Genomic DNA, 20,502 nt, shown 5'->3' on the forward strand with positions numbered 1-20,502 from the left:
GCCCTCAGGCGGGCAGGTCGGGGCCGAGGAAAGGGCGTAGGCGCTGCAGCATCGCCTTGTGCACCTTGGGGCCGCCGGCGACGACGTTGCAGGTGTCGAAGTGGCGCTCGCTGCCGGCGAGGTCCGTGACCATGCCGCCGGCCTCCGTCACCAGCAGGGCGCCGGCGGCGAAGTCCCAGGGCCGCAAGCCCAGCTCCCAGAAGCCGTCCAGGCGGCCCGCGGCGACATAGGCGAAGTCCAGTGCCGCCGAGCCCGGCCGACGCACGCCGGCGGTGTCCCGGATGATGGCCCCCAGCATGGGCAGGTAGACCTTGAGCTGCTGGTCGTCCCGGAACGGGATGCCGGTGCCGATGAGTGCGCCTTCCATACCGCGGCGCTGACTCACCCTGATCTTGCGGTCGTTGAGCAGCGCGCCGCCGCCGCGCTCGGCGGTGAAAAGCTCCTCGTGCAGCGGGTCGTAGACCACGCCCAGCTGCATGCGCCCACGCTGGCGCAGGCCAATGGAGATGGCCCATTGCGGGAAGCCGTGCAGGTAATTGGTGGTGCCGTCCAGCGGGTCGATGACCCACTCGTATTCGTCCCTGGCGCCACGACCCTTGCCGGCGGCGTGGCTGCCGCTCTCCTCGGCGAGGATGGCGTGGTCCGGGAACTTCTCCCGCAGCACCTCGATGATGGCCGCCTCGGCGGCGCGGTCCACGTCGGAGACGAAGTCGTTGCGGCTCTTGGTCTGGACCTTCAGCGCGTCCGCACGGTCGAAGAAGCGCATGGTGATGCGCCCGGCGGCGCGCGCGGCGCGGACGGCGATGTTGAGCATGGGTGACATGCCGGCACCATAGCGCAAGCCCAGGGTCGATTAGAAGCTGCTGATGCACTTTCCCCTGCGCCGGGTCAGGCAAGCGGATCATCATCGGCCGTGGAACGTGCGTTGACGAAGCGTGTGCAGATGCGCTTGCAACTCCGGGGCTTCCGTGTAACCCTTTGACTATCGCGTGCAAACGCCCCAAGGCCATGACCGAGCAAGTCGAAAACCTGATCCTGGAGCACCTGCGCCACATCCGCGGTCGCGTGGATCAGCTGGCAGCGGACGTGGACACCATCAAGCTGCGGCTCACGTCCCTTGAGACACAGGTCGCGGGCCTGCAGGGCCAGGTCGCGGGTCTTCACGGTGACAACGCCATCGCGCACCAGCGCATGGATCGCATCGAGTCCCGCCTCGACCGCATCGAGCGGCGGCTCGATCTGCACGAGCCGGCCTGAGGTAGCCCCCCCGGTTTCACCCCCTCAGGTTCCCACCGGTCCTCTCTGCGCGCGCCTCGCATTCTGACCCATACGCGACCGGCGTCAGCGCTGGCCCGGCCACCGCACACAGCCCCCAAGCAGCCTCCAAGCGCCCATCGATCTGCCCCCGCATGCCGACCGCGCCGTCGCGAGTTGGCATACTGCGCCTTTCTCCAGCCTATGTGCGACCCGATGGGGTCCTGGGAGGCGCGCTTGTTGAGCGAGCACAGTCCGGGTGAAGACAGGTCCACGGGCCAGCGGGGTGCACTGCTGGCCCGCATCCGCTTCGTGCTGGTGGAGACCAGCCTCTCCGGCAACATCGGCGCCACCGCCCGGGCCATGAAGAACATGGGCCTGTCGCGCATGGCCCTGGTGCGGCCCAAGCTCGGTGACCGTTTTGCCGATGCCGATGCTGTCGCGCGGGCCTCCGGCGCCGACGACCTGCTGGCGGCGGCAACGCTGCACGATGACCTGGCGGATGCGCTCGCCGGCTGTCGCCTGGTGGTGGGCTCCAGCGCCCGGGCGCGGTCGCTGGAGTGGCCGGAGCTGGATGCGATGGGCTGTGGCGCCCGGCTGGTGGCGGAGGCCGCCCACGGCGACGTGGCCCTGGTGCTGGGGCGCGAGAGCACGGGCCTCTCCAACGACGAGCTGGCCCTGTGCCATTACCTGGTGCGCATCCCCACCAATCCGGATTTCAGCTCGCTCAACATCGCCGCGGCGGCGCAGGTCTTTGCCTATGAGATTCGCCGGAATCTGCGTGCCGGCGCCGGTGCTCCCGCGGGCGTCGACGACCGCCCGGACCTGGCCAGCGCCGAGGAGATGGAGGGCTTTCACGCCCACCTGATGCGGACGCTGATCGCCATCGGCTATGCCGACGCGGATCAGTGCAGCACCCTGTCGCGGCGCCTGCGCCGGCTCTTCCATCGCGCCCGCCCGGACCGCACCGAGCTCAACATTCTGCGCGGGGTGCTGGCGAAGATGGCTCCGCGGCGCTCACGCGCCGACTGATCCGGCGCCGTTACATGAGCCCGGGTCTGCTGGAGCCGAGTGCTCTCAACGGCCGCTCATGCAAACCTGACATGCTTGTTGAACGGATATTCGCGCAGCCGCTTGCCGGTGGCGGCGTAGATGGCGTTGGCCAGCGCCGGCTTGGACGGCGGCGTGCCGGGCTCGCCGACACCGGTGGGGGCGTCGCCGGATTGCAGGATACGCACCCGGATCTCCGGCGTCTGCGCGAGTCGCAGCGCGTCGTAGTCGTGGAAGTTGGACTGCTCCGCGCGGCCGTCCCTGAAGGTGATTGCTTCCATGATCGCGGCGGACAGCCCGTAGACGATGCCGGACTGCATCTGCGCCTCGATGATGCCGGGGTCCAGCGCCAGGCCCACGTCGGCGACGCAGTGCACGCGCTCGACGCGGATGCCGTCCGCGCCGTCGCTCACCTCCACCACCTGCGCCACGGTGCTGCCGAAGGAGTGGGTCATGGCGAGCCCGCGCCCGCGCCGGCGGCTGTCGTCCTGGGCGACAGGCTCATCCCAGCCTGACAGCTCGCGCACGGCTTCCAGCACGGCCTGCGCGAAGGGATAGTCCCGGGTGAGCCTGAGCCGCATGTCAAGCGGGTCGATGCCGCCGGCGGCCGCCAGCTCGTCCAGGAAGCACTCGTGGAAGAAGCCGTTGAAAGAGGCCCCGACGCTGCGCCAGTTGCCGAGCGGCACCGGTGACGCCGGCGCATAGCCCACCACCCGGTAGTTGGGGATGTGGTAAGGCTGCATCGCCGCGCCCTCGGTGATGAGCTTGTCCGGACCCATGGCCGGCAGTCCCACGCGGCCCGAAAAGGACCGGATCACCGACGGCGAGGCGATCTGCAAGAGCGCCGTCTCCGGCAGGCCGTTCCGGTCGAGCACACCGGTGCAGCGGGCCACCGCCGCGGGGCGGTAGAGGTCGTGGCGGATGTCTGCCTCCCGCGTCCAGGTGAGCTTGACCGGCGTGCCGGGCATGGCCTCCGCCACCGCCGCGGCCTGCAGCGCGAAGTCCACCTCCGCGCGCCGGCCGAAGCCGCCGCCGAGGAACTGCACCCGCACATCCACCTGCGCCGGGTCCAGACCCGCCTGCTCGGCGGCGAGGTCCCGCAGCAGCGTCGGCGCCTGGTGGCCGCACCAGAGGGTGAGTCGCTCCGGCTCGCGCAGTGCCACGGCCGCCGGCGGCTCCAGCGTGGTGTGGGCGAGGAAAGGTGCCCGGTACTCGGCCTTCACCGCCGGCCTGGCTTCGGCGCGGGCGATGCGCAGCGCCTGGTCCACGTCGCCGTCGTCCCGCGGCGTGGCGTCCGGCGCCAGGGTGTCGATGGACCCGGCGATGGCGTCCAGCATCGCGGCACTGTCGCCGCTGATCCCGGGCGCCGGCTGCCAGTCGATCTCCAGTGCCCTGGCGGCCTGGAAGGCCCGCCAGGTGTTGTCCGCCACCACGGCCAGCGCGTCCCCATGCGTCGCGCCCAGATCGACGACCCGCTCCACGCCGCGCATGGCCTCCGCCGGGCCCGCATCGAAGCCGCCGCGGCTGCCGCCGAGGTAGGGGTTGGCGACGACGGTGGCGCAGCGCATGCCAGGCAGCTGCACATCGATGCCGAACTGCGCGGTGCCCGTGCACTTGGCCGCCATGTCCACCCGGGGCAGGCCGCGGCCCAGCAGGCGCCACTGTGCGCGGGGCTTGAGCGGCGGGTCCGCGGGCGGCTCGATGGTTGCGGCATCCGCTGCCAGGGCCGTGTAGGGCAGCTGCCGGCCGCCGGCCGGGTCCAGCACCTGGCCCGCCTCGGTACGCAGGGCTGCCGTATCGGCCCGCCAGCGGCGCGCGGCGGCCTGCACCAGCATCACCCGCGCCGCCGCCCCCGCCTTGCGCATTTTGAGATAGGCATCCGCCGTACTCGTGGAGCCGCCCGTGATCTGCATGCCGAGCAGCTTGCTTGCGACGCCCGCGGCGTCGCGCAGGCCCTCGGCGAGCCAGCCATGGTCCCAGCTCGGGATGGGCACGGCGGCCTCCAGCGCTGCCGCGTTGTAATAGGCCGCCGCCGCCGGGCCGTGCAGCGTGCGCACCGACTCCCACGGCAGGTCCAGCTCCTCCGCGACCAGCGCGGCGAGTGTGGTGTGCACCCCCTGACCCATCTCGGCGCGCGGCGTGATGATGCTGACGCCGTCCTGGTTGATCAGCAGGTAGGGATTGAGGGTGACGGCGCCGGGCTCTGCGTCCTGCCCGGCGAGCGGGTTCGGATGCGGCCTTCGCACCTGCTGGACGCCGACGGCGACACCGCCCGCCACGGCCACCGCGCCGATCAGGAAGGCACGGCGGGTGAGCCGGCCCCGCTTGCGCTCGCCGCCGCTCATGCTTGCCCGCCCGACGCAGGCAGCGCTGCCGCCGCCCGGGCGATGGCCGTACGCACCTGTGCGTAGGTGCCGCAGCGGCAGAGGTTGGTCATGACGGCCTCGATCTCTGCGGGGCTCGGGCTCGGGCTCTGCTCCAGCAGACACACGGCGGCGATGATCTGTCCGGACTGGCAGTAGCCGCACTGGGCCACCTGCGCGTCGATCCAGGCCTGCTGTACCGGGTGTGGTGCCTCTGGCGTGCCGAGCCCCTCGATGGTGGTGACGGGTCCGCTGACAGCGCCCACGGGCAGGGTGCAGCTGCGCACGGGGGCGCCGCCGATGCGCACCGTGCAAGCCCCGCACTGACCCACGCCGCAGCCGAACTTGGTGCCGGTGAGGCCGAGCACGTCGCGCAGCACCCACAGCAGCGGCATTTCGGACTCCACTGACAGTTGATGCTGGACGCCGTTGACCATGAGATCGATGGGGTTTGGTGTCATGCGGGCAAGCGGGTTGCTGATGGATTTTGGGCTGATGGGCTTTGGGCTGCCGCGGGAAGTTGGGTGCCGGCGCGGCTTCGGCAATGGGGCGCAGGGCCTGACAGGCAGCATGGGCCGCCGACAGCGTGGCGCCGCTGTGGCACCGTGGTATGCTTCGGTTCCGTTCGTCGGGCTGAATTGACCGCCGGGAGCCGCCGGGAGCCGCCGGGAGCCGCTGGCGGCGTTGTCCGGGGCCGGCGACAACGGCCGCGACACACAGGAGCGTTGGTTCTGAGACGCAACAGGGACTTCCGATGAGCTGCCCGAAAGTTTCTCACCCCTGGGTGATCAAGAGGATTTCATAATCAGGCTGATCCCGACCATGACGCTGGTCCCGAGGCCGTGACGGACCCTGGCTGCCGCGCGGACACCAGCCCCCGTGCTCGTCTCGGCGCAATCCGGCAACACGTGGACTGACAAGAACACTGACAACGGAGTGCAGGGGAGATGGCGCAGCTGGAAGACCTCAAGCTCGCCGACATCGCCACGGCGGAAGTCGTCTGCGCGGGCGAGACGACGCCGCTCGCCGAGGTGCTCGCGCTGATGCAGACGCAGCGCACCAGCGCGGTGGCCATCACCCGCGGGCACGTCCCTGTGGGTCTCTTCACCGAGCAAGACGCCCTGGCCGCCCTGGCCGCCGGTGAGGGGTGGTCCGATGCGCCGGTGAAAACGCGCATGCAGACCGACGCCGTCATCTGCCCCGCCGCCACCGGCTTCTTCGACGGCTGTGCGCAAATGGCCGCCCGCGGGCTGCGCCACCTGTTGCTCGCCGACGCCCGCGGCGCCCCCGTCGGCATCGTCACCGCGCGCGACGTCATGCGGGCGCAGGTGCAGGACGACCACCTGCGGCAGCGCAGTGCGGCGCAGGTGATGGTGGCCACGCCCCTGATGGGACCGGGCGCGGCGACGCCGGCTGATGCCGGCAGTCCACAGACCGCCTATCTGCGCCAGATCGAGCACCAGCACCAGCTCCTCGGCGCCGTGTTCGCCGCCATCGCCGATGCGCTGATCCTTACCGATGCCACGCAGTGCGTGGTGCTCGCGAACCCCGCTGCGGAACGGGTCTTTGGCCTGGCCCCCGAGCGGCTGGTCGGCACCCGGCTGCCGACCCTGTTCACCGATGCGGATGCCCTTGCCGCGCTCGGCGCCGCAGCCGGCGCCGCCACCCACGCCGTCACCGGCGCGCTGCGCGGCCTCGCCGCCGGCGGCCGGGTGTTCCCCGCGGAGGTGAGCCTCGCATCGCTGCGGGATTTGGGTGAGGATCAGCGGGGCTGCGTCGTGCTGGTGCGCGACGTGTCCGCTCGCGAGCAGCGCGAGCGTGAGCTCGCCGAGCAGCGCCTGCGCCTTCAGGACCTGGTGGACACCATGGCCGACTGGGTCTGGGAGACGGACAGCGAGGGCCGTTTCACCTACTGCTCCGAGCGTGTGCGCTCCCTTTTCGGTTACGAGCCCCAGGCGCTGCTCGGCACCACGCCCTTCGATATGATGTCGCCGGCCGAAGCGGAGCGGATGCGCAGCGAATTCGCGGCTGTTGCCGCTGCCGGCGAGCCCTTCCGGGACCTGGTGAATGTCTGCCTCACCAGCGCCGGCGAGGAGCGCATCATCGCCACCAGCGGCAAGCCCATGCGGGACGCGGCGGGGGCCATCGTCGGCTGGCGCGGCACCGACCGCGACATCACGCAGTCGCGCCGTGCCGCCGAGCTGCTCGCCGCGAGCGAGTCCCAGCTGCGCGCCATCTTCGATCACGCCAACGTCGGCATCATGCTGCTGACGGGCCATCGCATCATCACGCGCGCCAACGCCCGGCTGGCGGAGATCCTGGGCTACGCCAGCCCCGACGAGCTGACGGGCCGCAGCGTGCGCCGGCTGCATCTCAGCACCGAGCGCTTCGATGCCTTCGGCGCCCGGCACTACGAGCAGCTGCGCAATCGCGAGCAGCTGCACGTGGAGTACCAGCTGCGCCGGCATGACGGCAGCGCGGTGTGGTGCCTGATCTCCGGTGCTGCCATCGACTCGGTCCGGCCGCCGGACCTGGCCCGCGGCGTCATCTGGACAGTGGAGGATATCTCCGCCCTCAAAGAGAACGAGGCCAAGCTCAAGGCGCTCAACGCTCGGCTCGCCGAGGAGCACGAGCTCTTCACCAGCGGCCCCGCCATGGTCTTCCGCTGGCTGCCGCAGCCCGGCTGGCCCGTGGCCCAATGCTCACCCAACGCCCACAGGCATCTGGATGTCTCCGCCCGGGTGCTGGCGAGCGGGCGTTACCGCTACGCGGACCTCGTTCACCCGAACGACCTCGCCCGTGTGCGTGCCGAGGTGGCGCATTACACCAATACCGGGGCGACCGCCTTCGAGCAGGAATACCGCGTGCGCGGCGCCGGCGGGCATTGGCGCCACGTCTACGACTACACCCGGGTGCGCCGCAGCCCAGCGGGTGAGGTGCTCGCCTACCACGGCTACCTGGTGGACATCACCGAGCGCCGGCTGGCCCTGGCGGCCCTGCGCGAGAGCGAGGCGCGCTATCGCACCCTGTTCGAGTCCGCGGGAGCGCCCATGCTCACCCTCGGGCTGGACGGCGTCATCACCGCCGGCAACGCGGCCGCCGCCCGCCTGCTGGGCTACGCCGACGCGGCGGAGCTGACGGGCCTGTCGCCGGCGGCGCTGTCGCCGGTGCAGCAGGCCGACGGCGCGTCCTCGGCGGAGCAGAGTGTGCGCTTCGTCGAGTCTGTGCCGGCGCAGGGGCACGTACGCTTCGAGTGGGAGCACCTTCATCGCGAGGGTCATGTCGTCCCGGTGGAGGTGACCCTGACCCGCGTCGAGCTGCATGGTGAGCCCGCGGTGCTCGGGGTCTGGTACGACCTGCGCGACCGCCGCCGGGCCGAGGAGCTGGAGCAGCGCGCCACCGCCGTATTCGAGAACGCCGCCGAGGGCATCATGCTCACGGACGCGGACAACCGCATCATCGCCGTCAACCCGGCGTTCACGGCCATCACCGGCTACAGCGCGGAGGAGGCGCTCGGCCGGACCCCCAAGCTGCTCCACTCCGGGCGCCAGGACGCCGAATTCTACCGTGCCATGTGGCGGCAGCTTCAGGCCACCGGCAGCTGGCGCGGCGAGCTCTGGAATCGGCGCAAGGACGGCGAGGTGTATGCCGAGTGGCTCAGCATCAGCGAGATCCGCGATGCCGACGGCACGCTGCGGCACCGCATCGGCGTGTTCAGCGACATCACCCGCATGCGCCGCTCTGAAGAGGAGCTGGAGCAGCTCACCCACTACGACCCCATCACCAGGTTGCCGAACCAGACGCTGCTGCGGGCACGCCTGGCGCAGGCGGTGCAGTCTGCCCTGGTGGCCGGGCGACCGTTGGCCCTGATGCTGGTGAACCTGGACGGCTTCAAGCGCGTGGTGGCGAGCTTCGGCCACGAGGTGAGCGATGCGGTGCTCTGCGCCGTGGGCGAGCGGCTCGGCGCTCGCCTGCCGGCGGATGCCACGCTCGCCCGCACCGTGGGCGATACCTTTGCCGTGGTGCTGGAGCTGCCGCATCCGGACGCCTCGCCGAGCCGCCATGCGGCGCTGCTTCAGGAGGCGCTGCGCACCGACCTCAAGGCGGCGGATGCGGGGCCGCTGGCGCTCAGCTGCTGCATCGGCATCGCCCTGTGCCCGGCGGACGACCGCGAGCCGGCGGCGCTGCTGCGGGACGCCGACGCCGCCCTGCAGCGGGCCAAGGCGAGCGGGCCCAACAGCATTGCCTTCTACCGCCCGGAGCTCACCGCCGCCGCCCAGCGCCAGCTCGCCCTGGAGCACACCCTACGCACGGCGCTGGCGAGCGGCCAGTTTCAGCTGTACTTCCAGCCCAAGCTGGACCTTGCCGCGCGCCGCATCGTCGGCGCCGAGGCGCTGCTGCGCTGGCGCCGTCCGGACGGCGCGGTGGTGCCGCCGAGCGAGTTCATGGGCGTGGTGGAGAAGAGCGACCTGGCCCTGGACCTGGACCGCTGGGTGCTCAGGGAGGCGGCGGCGACCCTGTGCGCCTGGGACGGGCGCGACCTGCCGCGGGTGCGCGTGAGCGTGAACCTCTCCGCCGCCATGCTCATCGGCGGCAACCTCGCCGCCGAAGTCGAGGCCGTGCTCAGTGACACGGGGCTGGACCCGACGTTGTTGGAGATCGAGGTGCTGGAGAACATCCTCATCGAGGACCCGGACCGCGCCGAGGCCGAGATCGCGGCGGTGGGCGCGCTCGGCGTCGGCATCGCCCTGGACGACTTCGGCACCGGCTACGCCAGTCTTGGATATCTCAAGCGCTTCGCCTTCGACTATCTCAAAATCGACCGCGGCTTCATCATCGACCTGGCGCCGGACTCCGACGATGCCGCCATCGTCCGCGCCACCATCCTGATGGCGCACCACCTGGGTATCCGTGTGGTGGCGGAGGGCGTCGAGCACGACGAGCAGATCCGCCAGCTGGCCGCGCTGGGCTGCGACCTGCTCCAGGGCTACCGCATCGGCCGGCCCATGCCGGCGGAGGACTTCGTGGCCCTGCTGCGCGGCGACGGCGCCGCGCTGGCCGAGATGTTGGAGCGCGCCCTGGTGCGCCGCGCCCTGCTGGTGGGTGATGACCCGGTGCAGCATGGGCGCATCGCCACGCGGCTCAAGCACACCAACTGGATCGTGCACCGCGCCCGGGATGCCGCCGCCGCACTGGCAGTGCTGGCCGAGCACCCTGTCGACCTGGTGCTCTGCGACCTGGAGCTGCCGGACGGGGACCCGCTGGCGCTGCTCCGGGACCTGCGCCGGGTGTATCCCACCGTGCCCCGGCTGCTGCTCGCCGCGCACATCGACACGCCGAGCCTCCTTACCGCCGTCAACCGCTGCGGCATCTACCGCTGCCTGCCCAAGCCCTGCGACAACACCGAGCTGGATCAGGCGGTCGCGGCGTCCTATGCCCATGGGCTGCGGCGCTTGCGCGCGGAGCAGAGCGAGCTGCGCTCGGGCTGAGCGGCGCCTGACGCCGGTTCAGTCGAACTCTCGAGCGTCGAGGTCGACTTGCCCTGTCGGGAAACCCGAGCGACGGGCGGCGCTCCCCCGGGGCCGCCGACTTCCAGTCGGCGTCGGCTGTGCTGGAATTGAATCCGTAGGCCAATGCCCCCGGCCCGCATGGCCAGAGCCTTTGCGCAGCGTTGCATCAGGTCAGCCGCGCCAGCACCGCCGCCGCGGCCCCGGCGCAGAGCAGCGCCCCAAGCGCTGTCCCGCCGAAGGCGCTGAGCCGGAGCTTCGCAAGCAGCGTGGCCTCGTCCTCGGTGGAGACGACGAAGGGGCGGCCCGGGTCGCCGGTGCCACGCACCCGCGGTCGCGGCGGGTCGGCGCTGACCCGGGCCTCGGCGCGCTCGGCGAGCCGGGCGGCCTCCTGGCGGGCGCGGTCCCACTCCTTCAGGTCCACCTCGCCGTCGCCGTTGCGGTCGAAGGCCTGCATGCGCGCGGGGTCGCGCTTCCAGCGGGCGAGCAGGGTGCGGGTCAGGGCCTCGCGCTCGCGCACGCCGCGGCGCGGGGTCTCGAAGTGGCCGAGCACATAGACGGGCTCGCCGGCGTGGATGCGCTCCTCGGTCATGCGGTGGCGCTGCCGGCGGCCGATGTGACGCTCGAAGAAGGCCATGACGCCGCCGCCGTGCACCGCCGGCCCGTGCGGATGCGGTCCTTCCCAGCGCCGGCGGTGGCGCAGGTGCAGGTGGGCGTCATCCGGCTGCACTTCCGCGGTGCCGGTGCCGTCATCGACGAGAAAGGGCCGCTCGGCGCTGCCCTGCTCCAGCGTGACCCAGCTGCCGCTGCGCCCGCTGCGCTTCCAGCGCTCGATGCGCCACCGATACCAGACGCAGGTGGTGCCCGTCAGCGGCGCCGCCAGGGGCTCCCGCAGCGGCGCGGCCAGGCCTTGCAGCTCCACATACCCCTGGGGCGCGGAGCGGATGCGGGCGGTGGGCGTGTCGACAATGAGCCGCAGCCGCCAGAAGTCGCGCAGGCCCCGGCGCAGCAGCCAGGCGCCGATGCCGACGGCGAAGGCGACGCCAAGCCAGAACCCCGCCGGGTCCTCGGCGGCGACGGATTGCATGAAGGCTTCCAAGGGCGATCTGCGGGTGCTGGGGCGTGTGCAGCGCCGGCCGGGGCCTGCTCAAGGGCCTTCAGGCGGTGTGCGGCGGCAGGTGCAGCGGCAGCGCTGCTGTCAGGCGCAGGCGTCAGGCGAAGAGCTTGGCGATGTCCACGTCCTTGCGCGCGTCCTGGAACTCCAGCAGCTCCGCCGGCTGGAACTTGAAGAAGCGCGCGACGAAGACATCCGGCACCTGCTCCAGGCGCATGTTGTTCAGGTTGACACTGTCGTTGTAGAGCTCGCGGCGGTCCGCGATGGTGTCCTCAAGCTGTGAAATCCGCTGCGAGAGCTGCTGGAAGCCGCGGTCCGCCTTCAGCTCCGGATAGCTCTCGACGAGTGCGAAGAGTCGGTCCAAGCCCGCGCGCAGCTCGGTCTCGGCCCGGCCCAGGCTGCGCAGGTCGCCCGCGTTCTGCGCCGACAGCACCTGTCCCCGGGCCTGCACCACCCGGGTCAGGGTCTCCTGCTCGTGGCGCATGTAGCGCCTGCACACCTCCACCAGCTTCGGCAGCTCGTCGTGGCGCTGCTTCAGGGCCACATCGATGTTGGACCAAGCCTTGGCCACCGTGTGCTTGAGGCGGACCAGGTTGTTGTAGATCAGCGCCGCGTACAGCGCGAGCACCAGGACGGCGGCGAGGATGAGGATCAGCGTCAGGCTCATGGCGGCGGGCTCCGGCTCAAGTGCTCAGGGCCTATCCTAAGGGTTCCATGGGGTGTTTTGGCGTGCGCTGCCGCAGGTTTCTTGCCGCGCCTGCGAAGCGGGCTTTACGCAACGGGCGCAGCGCCGCAACGGGAGCGAGTCGGGGTTGCCGCGACGCGCCTTTGTGCCCCGCTCCGTCTTGGCGGGCAGGCTTTTGCCTACACCCGCGGCTCCAGCCGATCCACATCCACCGCCACGCTCAGCCGGTGCTCGCCGCCGCCGTAAAAGACGCCGCGGACCGGGGTGACGTCGCCGTAGTCGCGGCCGACGGCGGTGGTGATGTGCTGCTCGCCCAACAGGCAGTCATTGGTTGGGTCGTAGTCGATCCAGGTGCCCGCGGGGGGCTCGGCGCCTTGCCCGGACTCGCCTGCTGTCGGCGCTGTCTGCGTTTCCGGGAGGGGGCTTGATGACGCCTGGGAAGGCAGGTAGAGCGCGTACCAGGCGTGGGAGGCGTCGGCGCCGCGGAGCTTGGGCTGTCCGGGCGGCGGCAGGGTCTCCAGGTAGCCGCTCACGTAGCGGGCGGCGAGGCCGAGCGCCCGCAGGCAGGCGATGCCGACGTGGGCGAAGTCCTGGCAGACGCCGTGGCGCTGGTCCAGCACCTCGGCTAAGGGGGTGGCGACGCCGGTGGCGGCGGGGTCGTAGTCGAACTCCGTGTAGATGCGCGCCATGAGCTCGCGGGCGGCCGCCAGCACCGGCCGGCCCGGCGTGAAGGAGACCAGCGCATAGTCCAGCGCCGCCTGCTGCGCCGGGATGGCCGGCGAGGGTAGGGCGAACATGCGGGCGTTGACGGCGTCCGGCTCCCGCGCCTCGTGCAGGCGCAGGCGCACCTGCTCCCAGGGCGGCGAGGCGTCGGCGTCCGGCGCGGCGGGGGCGGTGACCTCCACCTCGCTCACGGCGCTCACCTCCAGCGCCGCGTGGGACTGCTGGATGGAGAAGTAATTGACCCGGTTGCCGAAGATGTCCGTGTGCTCGCGCGACACGGACGGCCAGGGCGACACCCGCACCTGGCTGCGCAGACAGCGCTGGTGCGGCGTCTGCCTGGGCTTCAGATGCGCGATGCTGTGGCACAGCGACACCGGGCTGCCATAGCCGTAGTGGGTGGTGTGGCTGACGCGAAAGCGCATGTCAGCGCCGGACCGCGCTCAGGCGGTGCTCGATCATGTGGTGCGGGTGCTCTTCGTGGCGGAAATACTGCGCCGTCAGCGCGTCCGAGACCTCGGCCATGCCGTTTTCCTGATCGGTCAGGAACTGCGCCAGCGCGCCGCGGTGCAGCCCGTCGGCATCCGGCTGGGCGAGCTGGTCCAGCCCGGCGAGCCTAAGCTCCGTCAACAGCCGCAGCACGCCCTTCTGCGCCGCGCTGCGGGTCGGGCCCATGGGGTCCCGCGGCATGTCGTCCACCAGCGCCGACAGGCTCAGGATCTGGTACGCCAGCGCCCGCGGGTTGGCCTCGTCCTGCACCACCAGGTCCAGCAGGGCACCGACGCGGGTGCCGGATTGGTAGCGGCGGCGATAGGTGATGAGGCTGTCCGTGACGCCGAGGACTGCCTCCACCACCAGACCTTCCTCCGGCCCCGGGATGACGTTCACCAGGGTGGAGCGCAGCAGGGCGGCCAGGTTCATGCCGCGCTCCAGCCGGCGGCCGGCCTCCAGGAAGTGCCAGCCCTCGTTGTGGGTCATGTTCTCCTGGGTCAGGGCCGAGAAGGCAACCAGGGACGTCACCAGCGGGTCCAGCACATTGAGCGCGGCGTTCAGGGTACGCGGCGGCTGGCCCGTGAGCCGGCGCAGGTGGCGCTCGATGTCGTTGATGACGCGCCAGGTGTCGCTCGACAGGCGCTCGCGCACCGACCAGGCCGCCTGCCCCAGGGCCTGCAGCGTCTGCGGCAGGGCGCCGACGCGCTCCAGGTCCGTGATCAGCGACAGCAGCTCCGGCGTCGGCGCGGCCAGGGCCGCGGGCTCGTCCGCGGTGGGCAGGGGCACATTGCCGTGGCACTGCTCGTTCAGGGCCTCCAGCAGGGTACCGAGGCAGCCGATGCCCTCGTCCTCGGCGGCGAAGCTGCTGCGCGCGGTCAGGTTGATGGCGGTGACGCGCAGCAGGCGCACCAGGCCCTCGGCGCGCTCGGCGTAGCGGCCGATCCAGAACAGGTTGTCGGCAACGCGGGAGGAGACATCGCTCTCGCGGACGATGGCGGTGCTCTGGGTATCGTGGAGGCCGAGCAGGGTCTCCTCGCGCTCGGGCTCGGTGGCGAGCACCCAGGTGTCCTTGCCGAGTCCGCCCAGCTGGCTCGACACCATGGGCGTGTCCGTGGACAGGGCGACCCGGCTCAGCCCGCCCGGCATCACGGCATAGCCGTCGTCCTCCGCCACCGAGAAGCTGCGCAGCACGAAGGGCCGCGGCTCGATGCGCCCGTCCACGTAGACAGGTGCAGTGGAGGGCTTGACCTCTTCCTGCGCCACGAAGCGATGCGGCTCCGCCTGGATCTGCGCCGCCAGCCGGTCACGGGCGCCGGCATCCAGGCTGCGCCCGAACAGCACCCGCGGCCCCGGTCCGCCGTTGGTGTGGCCGCCGGCGGGCTTGATGACCAGGGCGCCCAGGTTGGCGAGCACATAAGCGCGGTCTTCTGCGCGGCCGCACCACCAGGTGTGCAGGTGCGGCAGGAGCAGGTCTTCGCCCAGCAGCTGGCGGCAGAGCTCCGGCAAAAAGGCCATGAGCCCCGGGTGCTCCAGCACGCCGCTGCCGAGGGCATTGGCCACGGTGAGGTTGCCGGCGCGCACCGCCTGCACCATGCCGGGCACGCCGAGCATGCTGTCCTCGCGCAGCTCCAGCGGGTCGCAGAAACAGTCGTCCACCCGCCGCAGCACGGCGTCGATGCGCTCCAGCCGGCCCAGGGTGCGCAGCCAGAGGGCACCGTCGCGGACCGATAGATCCGCCCCCTGCACCAGGGTGTAGCCCAGGTAGTTGGCGAGGTAGGCATGCTCGAAGTAGGCGGCATTGGCCGGGCCCGGGGTCATGAGCGCGACCCGCGCCTGCGGGGCGTCGCCCGGCGCCAGCCGGTTCATGGCCCGGCGCAGGCCGCGGAAGAAGCCCGCGAGGCGATGCACATGGCTGTCGCGGAACAGGCTCGGCATGACGCGCGAGAGCACCACCCGGTTCTCCAGCGCATAGCCGGCGCCGGAGGGGGTCTGAGTGCGGTCGCCGATGACGCGCCAGCCGCCGTCGGTATCCCGGGTGAGGTCCGCACCGTAGAACACCAGCGGGCGATCACCGGCAACGCCGATGCCGTGGCAGGGCAGCAGGTAGCCCGGATAGCCGTCCACCAGCTCCGGCGGCAGCAAACCCTGGGCGATGAGGGTGCGCGGCCCGTAGAGATCGAGCAGCACGGCGTTCAGCAGCTCCGCACGCTGGATCAGGCCGCGCTCCAGCTCGGCCCATTCCTCGCCGCGCAGCAGCAGCGGCAGCGGGTCCAGCTCCCAGGGGCGGGACATGCCGCGGGGGTCGCCGTGGAGGTTGTAGGTGACGCCGTTGTCGCGGATCAGGCGGTGCGCCTCGCGCCAGCGCGTCTCGATGCCGCCACGCCCGAGCTGGCGCAGGGTGTCGACGAGATACTGCCAGTGCGGGCGCAGGCCGCCGTCGGCGGCGCGCATTTCGTCGAAGCTGCCGGCGGCCGGCACATAGGCATCGTCCAGGCGGGCGTCGTCCAGCTGGGCGAGTGGACTCGTGGCGGACATGGGGCGCTCGCGGCCTGGTTGGCGGCTGAGGTGGATAAGGGGAAGTGTGACGGGTGAAGGCGGACCTGTGAAGTGGCCGCTTGACGCCCGGCACGGTGCCGGCGCCCATCCCCGCTTCGGCCCTTGTCCCGGCCGCCGTCTACGCGGCCTGGGCGGAGCCCGTCAGTACACCCATGGGATGAGCTTTTTGACGCGCCGGGCGTAGTCGGCGTACTCCGGATGGCGCTGCGTGAGCCAGGCCTCCTCCTTGCCGGCCTTGTAGTTGAAGAACGCGAAGGCGACGGCCAGCCCCAGCAGGTGCGACAGGCTCAGGTGGTACAGCGTCCAGGCGGCGCCGGCGAACAGCAGGCTCGCGTAGAGCGGATGGCGGACGATGGCGTAGACGCCGTGCTGCACCAGCTGGCTGTGGTCCACCGGGTAGGGCAGCGGCGTCAGATAGTCGCGGATGTGCACGGAGCCGAAGCCGCCCAGGATCAGTGCGACGACGGCGAAGGGGGCCGCGAGCCAGCTGCGCCAGCCACCGCTTGCATCCATGGCATCTGCCCCGAGGCCCGGATGCCACACGGGCAGCAGGACGAAGCCGAGCATGAGCGCGAACTGGATTGCCACCAGCAGCTCGCCGCGGGCGCCGAAGCGCCGCGTGTTGCCGTTGTCACCGGGCATGCGCATGTCCCCTGGAGTCTGATACGGGTGAGCGGAAATAGGGGTCGCTCTGGGCACGAAAAAGGCAGTCCAAGCAGCGCCCGGGAGCGCTACGCCGGCCCGCCGAGCAGCAGCAGCTCCAGCAGGGCCTTCTGCGCGTGCAGCCGGTTCTCGGCCTCGTCCCAGACCACGGACTGGGGTCCGTCGATGACCTCCGCGCTCACCTCTTCGCCGCGGTGCGCCGGCAGGCAATGCATGAACAGCGCATCGGGCTTGGCGGCGGCCATGACCTCGGCGCTCACGCAATAAGCCGCGAACACCGCTGCGCGGTCGTCCTGCTCGCTCTCCTGGCCCATGCTGGCCCAGACATCCGTCACCACCAGGTCGGCGCCCGTCGCCGCCTCCCGTGGGTCGCGCAGCAGGGTGCAGCGTGGGCCGGCGGCGGCCTGCAGGTCCGCATCGGGCTCGAAGCCCGCCGGGCAGGCGACGCGCAGCTCGAAATCGAACAGGCGGGCGGCGTTCATGTAGGAATGGCACATGTTGTTGCCGTCGCCGACGAAGGCGACGCGCCGCCCGGCGATGTCGCCGCGGTGCTCGACGTAGGTCTGCATGTCCGCCAGCAGCTGGCACGGATGGAACCGGTCCGTGAGGCCGTTGATGACGGGCACCCGGGAATGGGCCGCGAAGCGCTCCACCTTGTCGTGGTCGAAGGTGCGGATCATCACCGCGTCCACCATGCGCGAGAGCACCCGCGCGCTGTCCTCGATGGGCTCGCCGCGGCCGAGCTGGGTGTCGCGGGGCGACAGGAACAGGGCATGCCCGCCGAACTGCACCATGCCCGCCTCGAAGGAGACCCGGGTGCGGGTGGAGGACTTCTCGAACACCATGGCCAGGGTGCGGTGTCGCAGCGGCCGGTAGTCGGTGCCCGCGGCATGCATGCGCTTGAGGGCGATGGCGCGGTGCAGCAGGGCGCGCGCCTCGTCGGCTGCGAGGTCCAGCAGGGTCAGGAAGTGGCGGGGCGGTTGCGGCATGACAGGCTCTCCGGCGTGCCCGGGGCAGGGTGCGCGCCGCACGGCGGCGGCAGCGTCGGATGGTGCGATGGATGACGACGCATGGCGGAACTGGTGGGGCCGCCCGCTCGGGGCTGGTGTGCGTCGGCCGGTCCCGGGGGGCTGTGGTCAGACCGCCGCCGGCGCCGGCTCCTGCGCCAGGAAGGCGCGGATGATCTGCACCACGGTCGCGACGATCTGCTCCGCCTGCGCGTCGTCGATGATGAGCGGCGGCAGCAGGCGCACCACGCGCTTGGCGGTGACGTTGATGAGCAGCCCCTCGGCCAGGGCCGCGTTGACCAGCTCCGGGCAGGGTCGGTCCAGCTCCACGCCGATCATGAGTCCGCGGCCGCGCACGGCCACCACGCCGTCCAGGTCCGCGAGCCCGGCCCGCAGACCGGAGCGGATGTGCTCGCCGAGGCGCGCGGCGCGGGCCGGCAGGTCCTCCGCTGCCAGCGCATCCAGCACCGCGAGCGCGGCGCGGCAGGCCAGCGGGTTGCCGCCGAAGGTGGAGCCGTGGCTGCCGGGACCCAGTGCCTCGGCAGCGGCCCCGCGTGCCAGGCAGGCGCCGATGGGCACGCCGTTGCCGAGGCCCTTGGCGAGCGTCATCACGTCCGGGCGGATACCCTCGTGCTGGTGCGCGAAGAGTCGGCCGGTGCGGCCCATACCGGACTGCACCTCGTCCAGCATCAACAGCCAGCCGTGGCGGTCGCAGAGCTCGCGCAGGCCGGCGAGGTAGCCGGTGCTCGGCAGGACGATGCCACCCTCGCCCTGGATGGCCTCCACCAGCACAGCGACGATGTTGGGGCGGTTGGCGGCGGCGGTCTCGACGGCGCCGAGGTCGTCATAGGGCACCCGCACAAACCCCTGAACCAGCGGCTCGAAGCCGGCCTGCGCCTTGCGGTTGCCGGTGGCCGTGAGGGTGGCCAGCGTGCGGCCATGGAAGCTGTTCTCCGTGACCAGGATCTCGGGGCGCTGCACGCCGCGGCCATGGGCCAGCAGGCGGGCGAGCTTGATGGCGGCCTCGTTCGCCTCTGCGCCGGAGTTGGCGAAGAAGACCCGCTCCATGCCCGCGGCGGCACAGAGTCGGTCGCCGAGCTGCTCCTGCGCCGGGATGCGGTAGAGGTTGGAGACGTGCACCAGCTGCGATGCCTGCTCGCAGATCGCATCGCGCACGCCCGGGTGGGCGTGCCCCAGCCCGCACACGGCGATGCCTGCCAGGGCGTCCAGATAGCGGCGCCCGTCATCGGCCCAGAGCCAGGCGCCCTCGCCGCGCTCGAAGCTGACGGGCAGCCGGGCGTAGGTGGGCATCAGGTGGTCCGGGACGTGGCTTGTCATGGCAGCCGGGCCCTCTGGTCAGTCGCGAAGCCGAGCATGGGTCGAAACCTCCATTGCAGCCACCGCAGTGCGAGGCCCACAAACAACAAAAGGCGGCCCGGGTGCTGCGTGGGCCGCCCTCTGCGCCTTGACCGAAGATCCTCAGCGCGCGGCGGCGTTACGCCGGCCGTGCCGTCGGGATGAGCCGGAGAAAGCCGTATAGGCTATCAGCACACTGTCTTGCAAGGCAAATCAGCGCTGCGCGATGCGCGGCCCCCGCCCTTCTCGGTTGCCGAGGCCCGACGCTTCCATGGCCGCCGGCTTTCCGCTGCGCCCCGGTCAGGACCTGCGTCTGCCCCACGAGTGGGAGTGGCAGCGGGCGGCACAGAGCGCCCGCGGGGACGTCCTCGATCTGCACACCGACACACCCGGCGTTGCTTGCCGGCCCGCATGCGGCCATGCTGCGCAGCAGGTCGTCGGCGTGCGGACCGGCGAGGCCGCATGCTGGCCTTGTGGCGAATCTCTCGTAGCCGGAGAAAAGTGCTCTGCGCGATGAAAATGATCCTGAGGCTTGCTCCGGCGCCGGCAGACAGGCTGTGTCTCCTGTTCGCGGCGGCGCTCGCAGTGGCGATGGTCCCCGCCGTTGCCGAAGAGCCGGTACCTGTGCACGGATTCCGCGTGCTGGCGAGCTGGCCGCACGACGCTTCGGCCTTCACCCAGGGGCTCGTGGTCGCCGATGGCGCGCTGTACGAGTCCACCGGCGGCTATGGCCGCTCCAGCCTGCGCCGGGTGGACCTCGCCACAGGTCGGGTCCTGCAGGCGCGGCCACTGCCGGATACCCAGTTCGGCGAGGGGCTGACCGCCTGGCGCGGCGAGCTGGTGCAGCTCACCTGGCGGGCGGGTCGCGTGCTGCGGTACGAGCGGGTCACCTTGGCGCCGCTCGGCGAGCTGCCCCTGCGGGGCGAGGGCTGGGGACTGACCCACGACGGCGAGCATTGGATCGTCAGCGACGGCAGTGCCGTGCTGCGCTTCCTCGACCCCGTCACCGGCGCTGAGGCGCGCCGCGTGACGGTCCGTGAGGGGAGCCGGCCGGTGCGACGTCTGAACGAATTGGAGCTTGTGCCCGTGCCGAGGCGGGCTGCCGCGAAGGGCGCAGCCGCGGGCGCGGTTGCGCCGGCGCGCAACGAGGTCTGGGCCAACATCTGGTACCAGGACCGGCTGGTGCGCATCAACCCTGCTGACGGTCGGGTGCTGGGCTATGTGGAGCTGTCCGGTCTCTGGCCCAGGGCTGAGCGGCCGCATCGGGAGGCCGTGCTGAACGGCATCGCCTTCGATGCGGAGCGCGGCCGGCTCCTCGTCACCGGCAAGCACTGGCCCAGGCTGTATTGGATCGACGTCCCCGGCCTGTTGCCGGCAAGCCGCAACAGCGCCGACTGAAGGCGCCATGGTGGCTGCATCGGGCGCGGCCCGCCATACCGCCGCTCGTCTTTCCTGCCGGACAATCCGGCAGATGCTTCTGTCATGGCTCGCAGAATCCCTGACGCCAGCCATCCCGCTTCCGCTAGACTTTGCGGGCCTCAGCCCTCAGCCCTCAGCCCTCAGCCCTCAGCCCTCAGCCTTAATAGCAACGATGCTGGATTCCACCCCGAGCCAAGCGCCTGCGTCCGACGCCGACGCCGACACCTACCCCCTGCTGACCACCATCGACACCCCGGCGCAGCTGCGCCGGCTGGACGCCGATCAGCTGAAAGCGCTGGCGGCGGAGCTGCGCGCC

Annotated in this window: 14 protein-coding genes; 4 read left to right on the forward strand and 10 right to left on the reverse strand. The window is 71.4% G+C overall.

The window, feature by feature from the left end; translation table 11 throughout:
• Positions 1–4 precede the first annotated feature (4 nt).
• Complete coding sequence (locus tag QZ607_RS12785; RefSeq protein WP_295883133.1) at positions 5–823, reverse strand: inositol monophosphatase family protein; 819 nt, start codon at positions 821–823, stop codon at positions 5–7.
• A gap of 185 nt (positions 824–1,008) precedes the next feature.
• On the opposite strand from QZ607_RS12785, the gene QZ607_RS12790 reads away from it, so the two are divergent.
• Entirely contained in the window at positions 1,009–1,257 is a 249-nt protein-coding gene (locus QZ607_RS12790; RefSeq protein WP_295883137.1) for a hypothetical protein, read from the forward strand.
• A gap of 237 nt (positions 1,258–1,494) precedes the next feature.
• Positions 1,495–2,286, forward strand: coding sequence for an RNA methyltransferase (locus QZ607_RS12795; protein WP_295883140.1), 792 nt, complete (start codon positions 1,495–1,497; stop codon positions 2,284–2,286).
• A gap of 56 nt (positions 2,287–2,342) precedes the next feature.
• Here the strand turns inward: QZ607_RS12795 and QZ607_RS12800 are convergent, their stop codons facing one another.
• Together QZ607_RS12800 and QZ607_RS12805 are read right to left on the reverse strand one after the other, a co-directional pair.
• Positions 2,343–4,649, reverse strand: a complete 2,307-nt coding sequence (locus QZ607_RS12800; protein ID WP_295883143.1) for a xanthine dehydrogenase family protein molybdopterin-binding subunit — start codon at positions 4,647–4,649, stop codon at positions 2,343–2,345.
• Positions 4,646–5,128, reverse strand: coding sequence for a (2Fe-2S)-binding protein (locus QZ607_RS12805; RefSeq protein ID WP_295883147.1), 483 nt, complete (start codon positions 5,126–5,128; stop codon positions 4,646–4,648). Before QZ607_RS12805 ends, QZ607_RS12800 begins: the two co-directional genes overlap by 4 nt.
• Positions 5,129–5,614: 486 nt before the next feature.
• Here QZ607_RS12805 and QZ607_RS12810 point away from each other — a divergent pair, with 486 nt between their 5' ends.
• Positions 5,615–10,156 (forward strand): PAS domain S-box protein, encoded by a 4,542-nt coding sequence (locus QZ607_RS12810; protein WP_295883150.1) that lies wholly within the window; start codon positions 5,615–5,617, stop codon positions 10,154–10,156.
• Between the two features lie 187 nt (positions 10,157–10,343).
• Here the strand turns inward: QZ607_RS12810 and QZ607_RS12815 are convergent, their stop codons facing one another.
• The 7 genes from QZ607_RS12815 to QZ607_RS12845 form a co-directional block, all read right to left on the reverse strand.
• Entirely contained in the window at positions 10,344–11,261 is a 918-nt protein-coding gene (locus tag QZ607_RS12815; protein ID WP_295883153.1) for a hypothetical protein, read from the reverse strand.
• Positions 11,262–11,385: 124 nt separating this feature from the next.
• Positions 11,386–11,955: a LemA family protein gene (locus tag QZ607_RS12820; RefSeq protein ID WP_295883158.1), complete on the reverse strand. Its 570-nt coding sequence runs from the start codon at positions 11,953–11,955 to the stop codon at positions 11,386–11,388.
• Positions 11,956–12,152: 197 nt separating this feature from the next.
• Positions 12,153–13,118 (reverse strand): transglutaminase family protein, encoded by a 966-nt coding sequence (locus QZ607_RS12825; protein ID WP_295883162.1) that lies wholly within the window; start codon positions 13,116–13,118, stop codon positions 12,153–12,155.
• A 1-nt stretch (position 13,119) separates the two neighbouring features.
• Positions 13,120–15,720 carry a circularly permuted type 2 ATP-grasp protein gene (locus QZ607_RS12830; protein WP_295883165.1) on the reverse strand — a complete coding sequence of 867 codons (2,601 nt, stop codon included), beginning with the start codon at positions 15,718–15,720 and terminating at the stop codon, positions 13,120–13,122.
• A gap of 162 nt (positions 15,721–15,882) precedes the next feature.
• Entirely contained in the window at positions 15,883–16,383 is a 501-nt protein-coding gene (locus QZ607_RS12835) for an isoprenylcysteine carboxylmethyltransferase family protein (RefSeq protein ID WP_295883169.1), read from the reverse strand.
• Between the two features lie 89 nt (positions 16,384–16,472).
• On the reverse strand, positions 16,473–17,393 hold the full coding sequence (argF, locus tag QZ607_RS12840; RefSeq protein WP_295883172.1) for an ornithine carbamoyltransferase: 921 nt from the start codon (positions 17,391–17,393) through the stop codon (positions 16,473–16,475).
• A gap of 147 nt (positions 17,394–17,540) precedes the next feature.
• Complete coding sequence (locus QZ607_RS12845; protein ID WP_295883175.1) at positions 17,541–18,749, reverse strand: aspartate aminotransferase family protein; 1,209 nt, start codon at positions 18,747–18,749, stop codon at positions 17,541–17,543.
• Between the two features lie 537 nt (positions 18,750–19,286).
• On the opposite strand from QZ607_RS12845, the gene QZ607_RS12850 reads away from it, so the two are divergent.
• Positions 19,287–20,165, forward strand: coding sequence for a glutaminyl-peptide cyclotransferase (locus QZ607_RS12850; protein ID WP_295883178.1), 879 nt, complete (start codon positions 19,287–19,289; stop codon positions 20,163–20,165).
• Positions 20,166–20,502 lie beyond the last annotated feature (337 nt).

It is taken from the genome of uncultured Thiohalocapsa sp., from assembly GCF_913063425.1.
Classification (GTDB): domain Bacteria; phylum Pseudomonadota; class Gammaproteobacteria; order Chromatiales; family Chromatiaceae; genus Thiohalocapsa.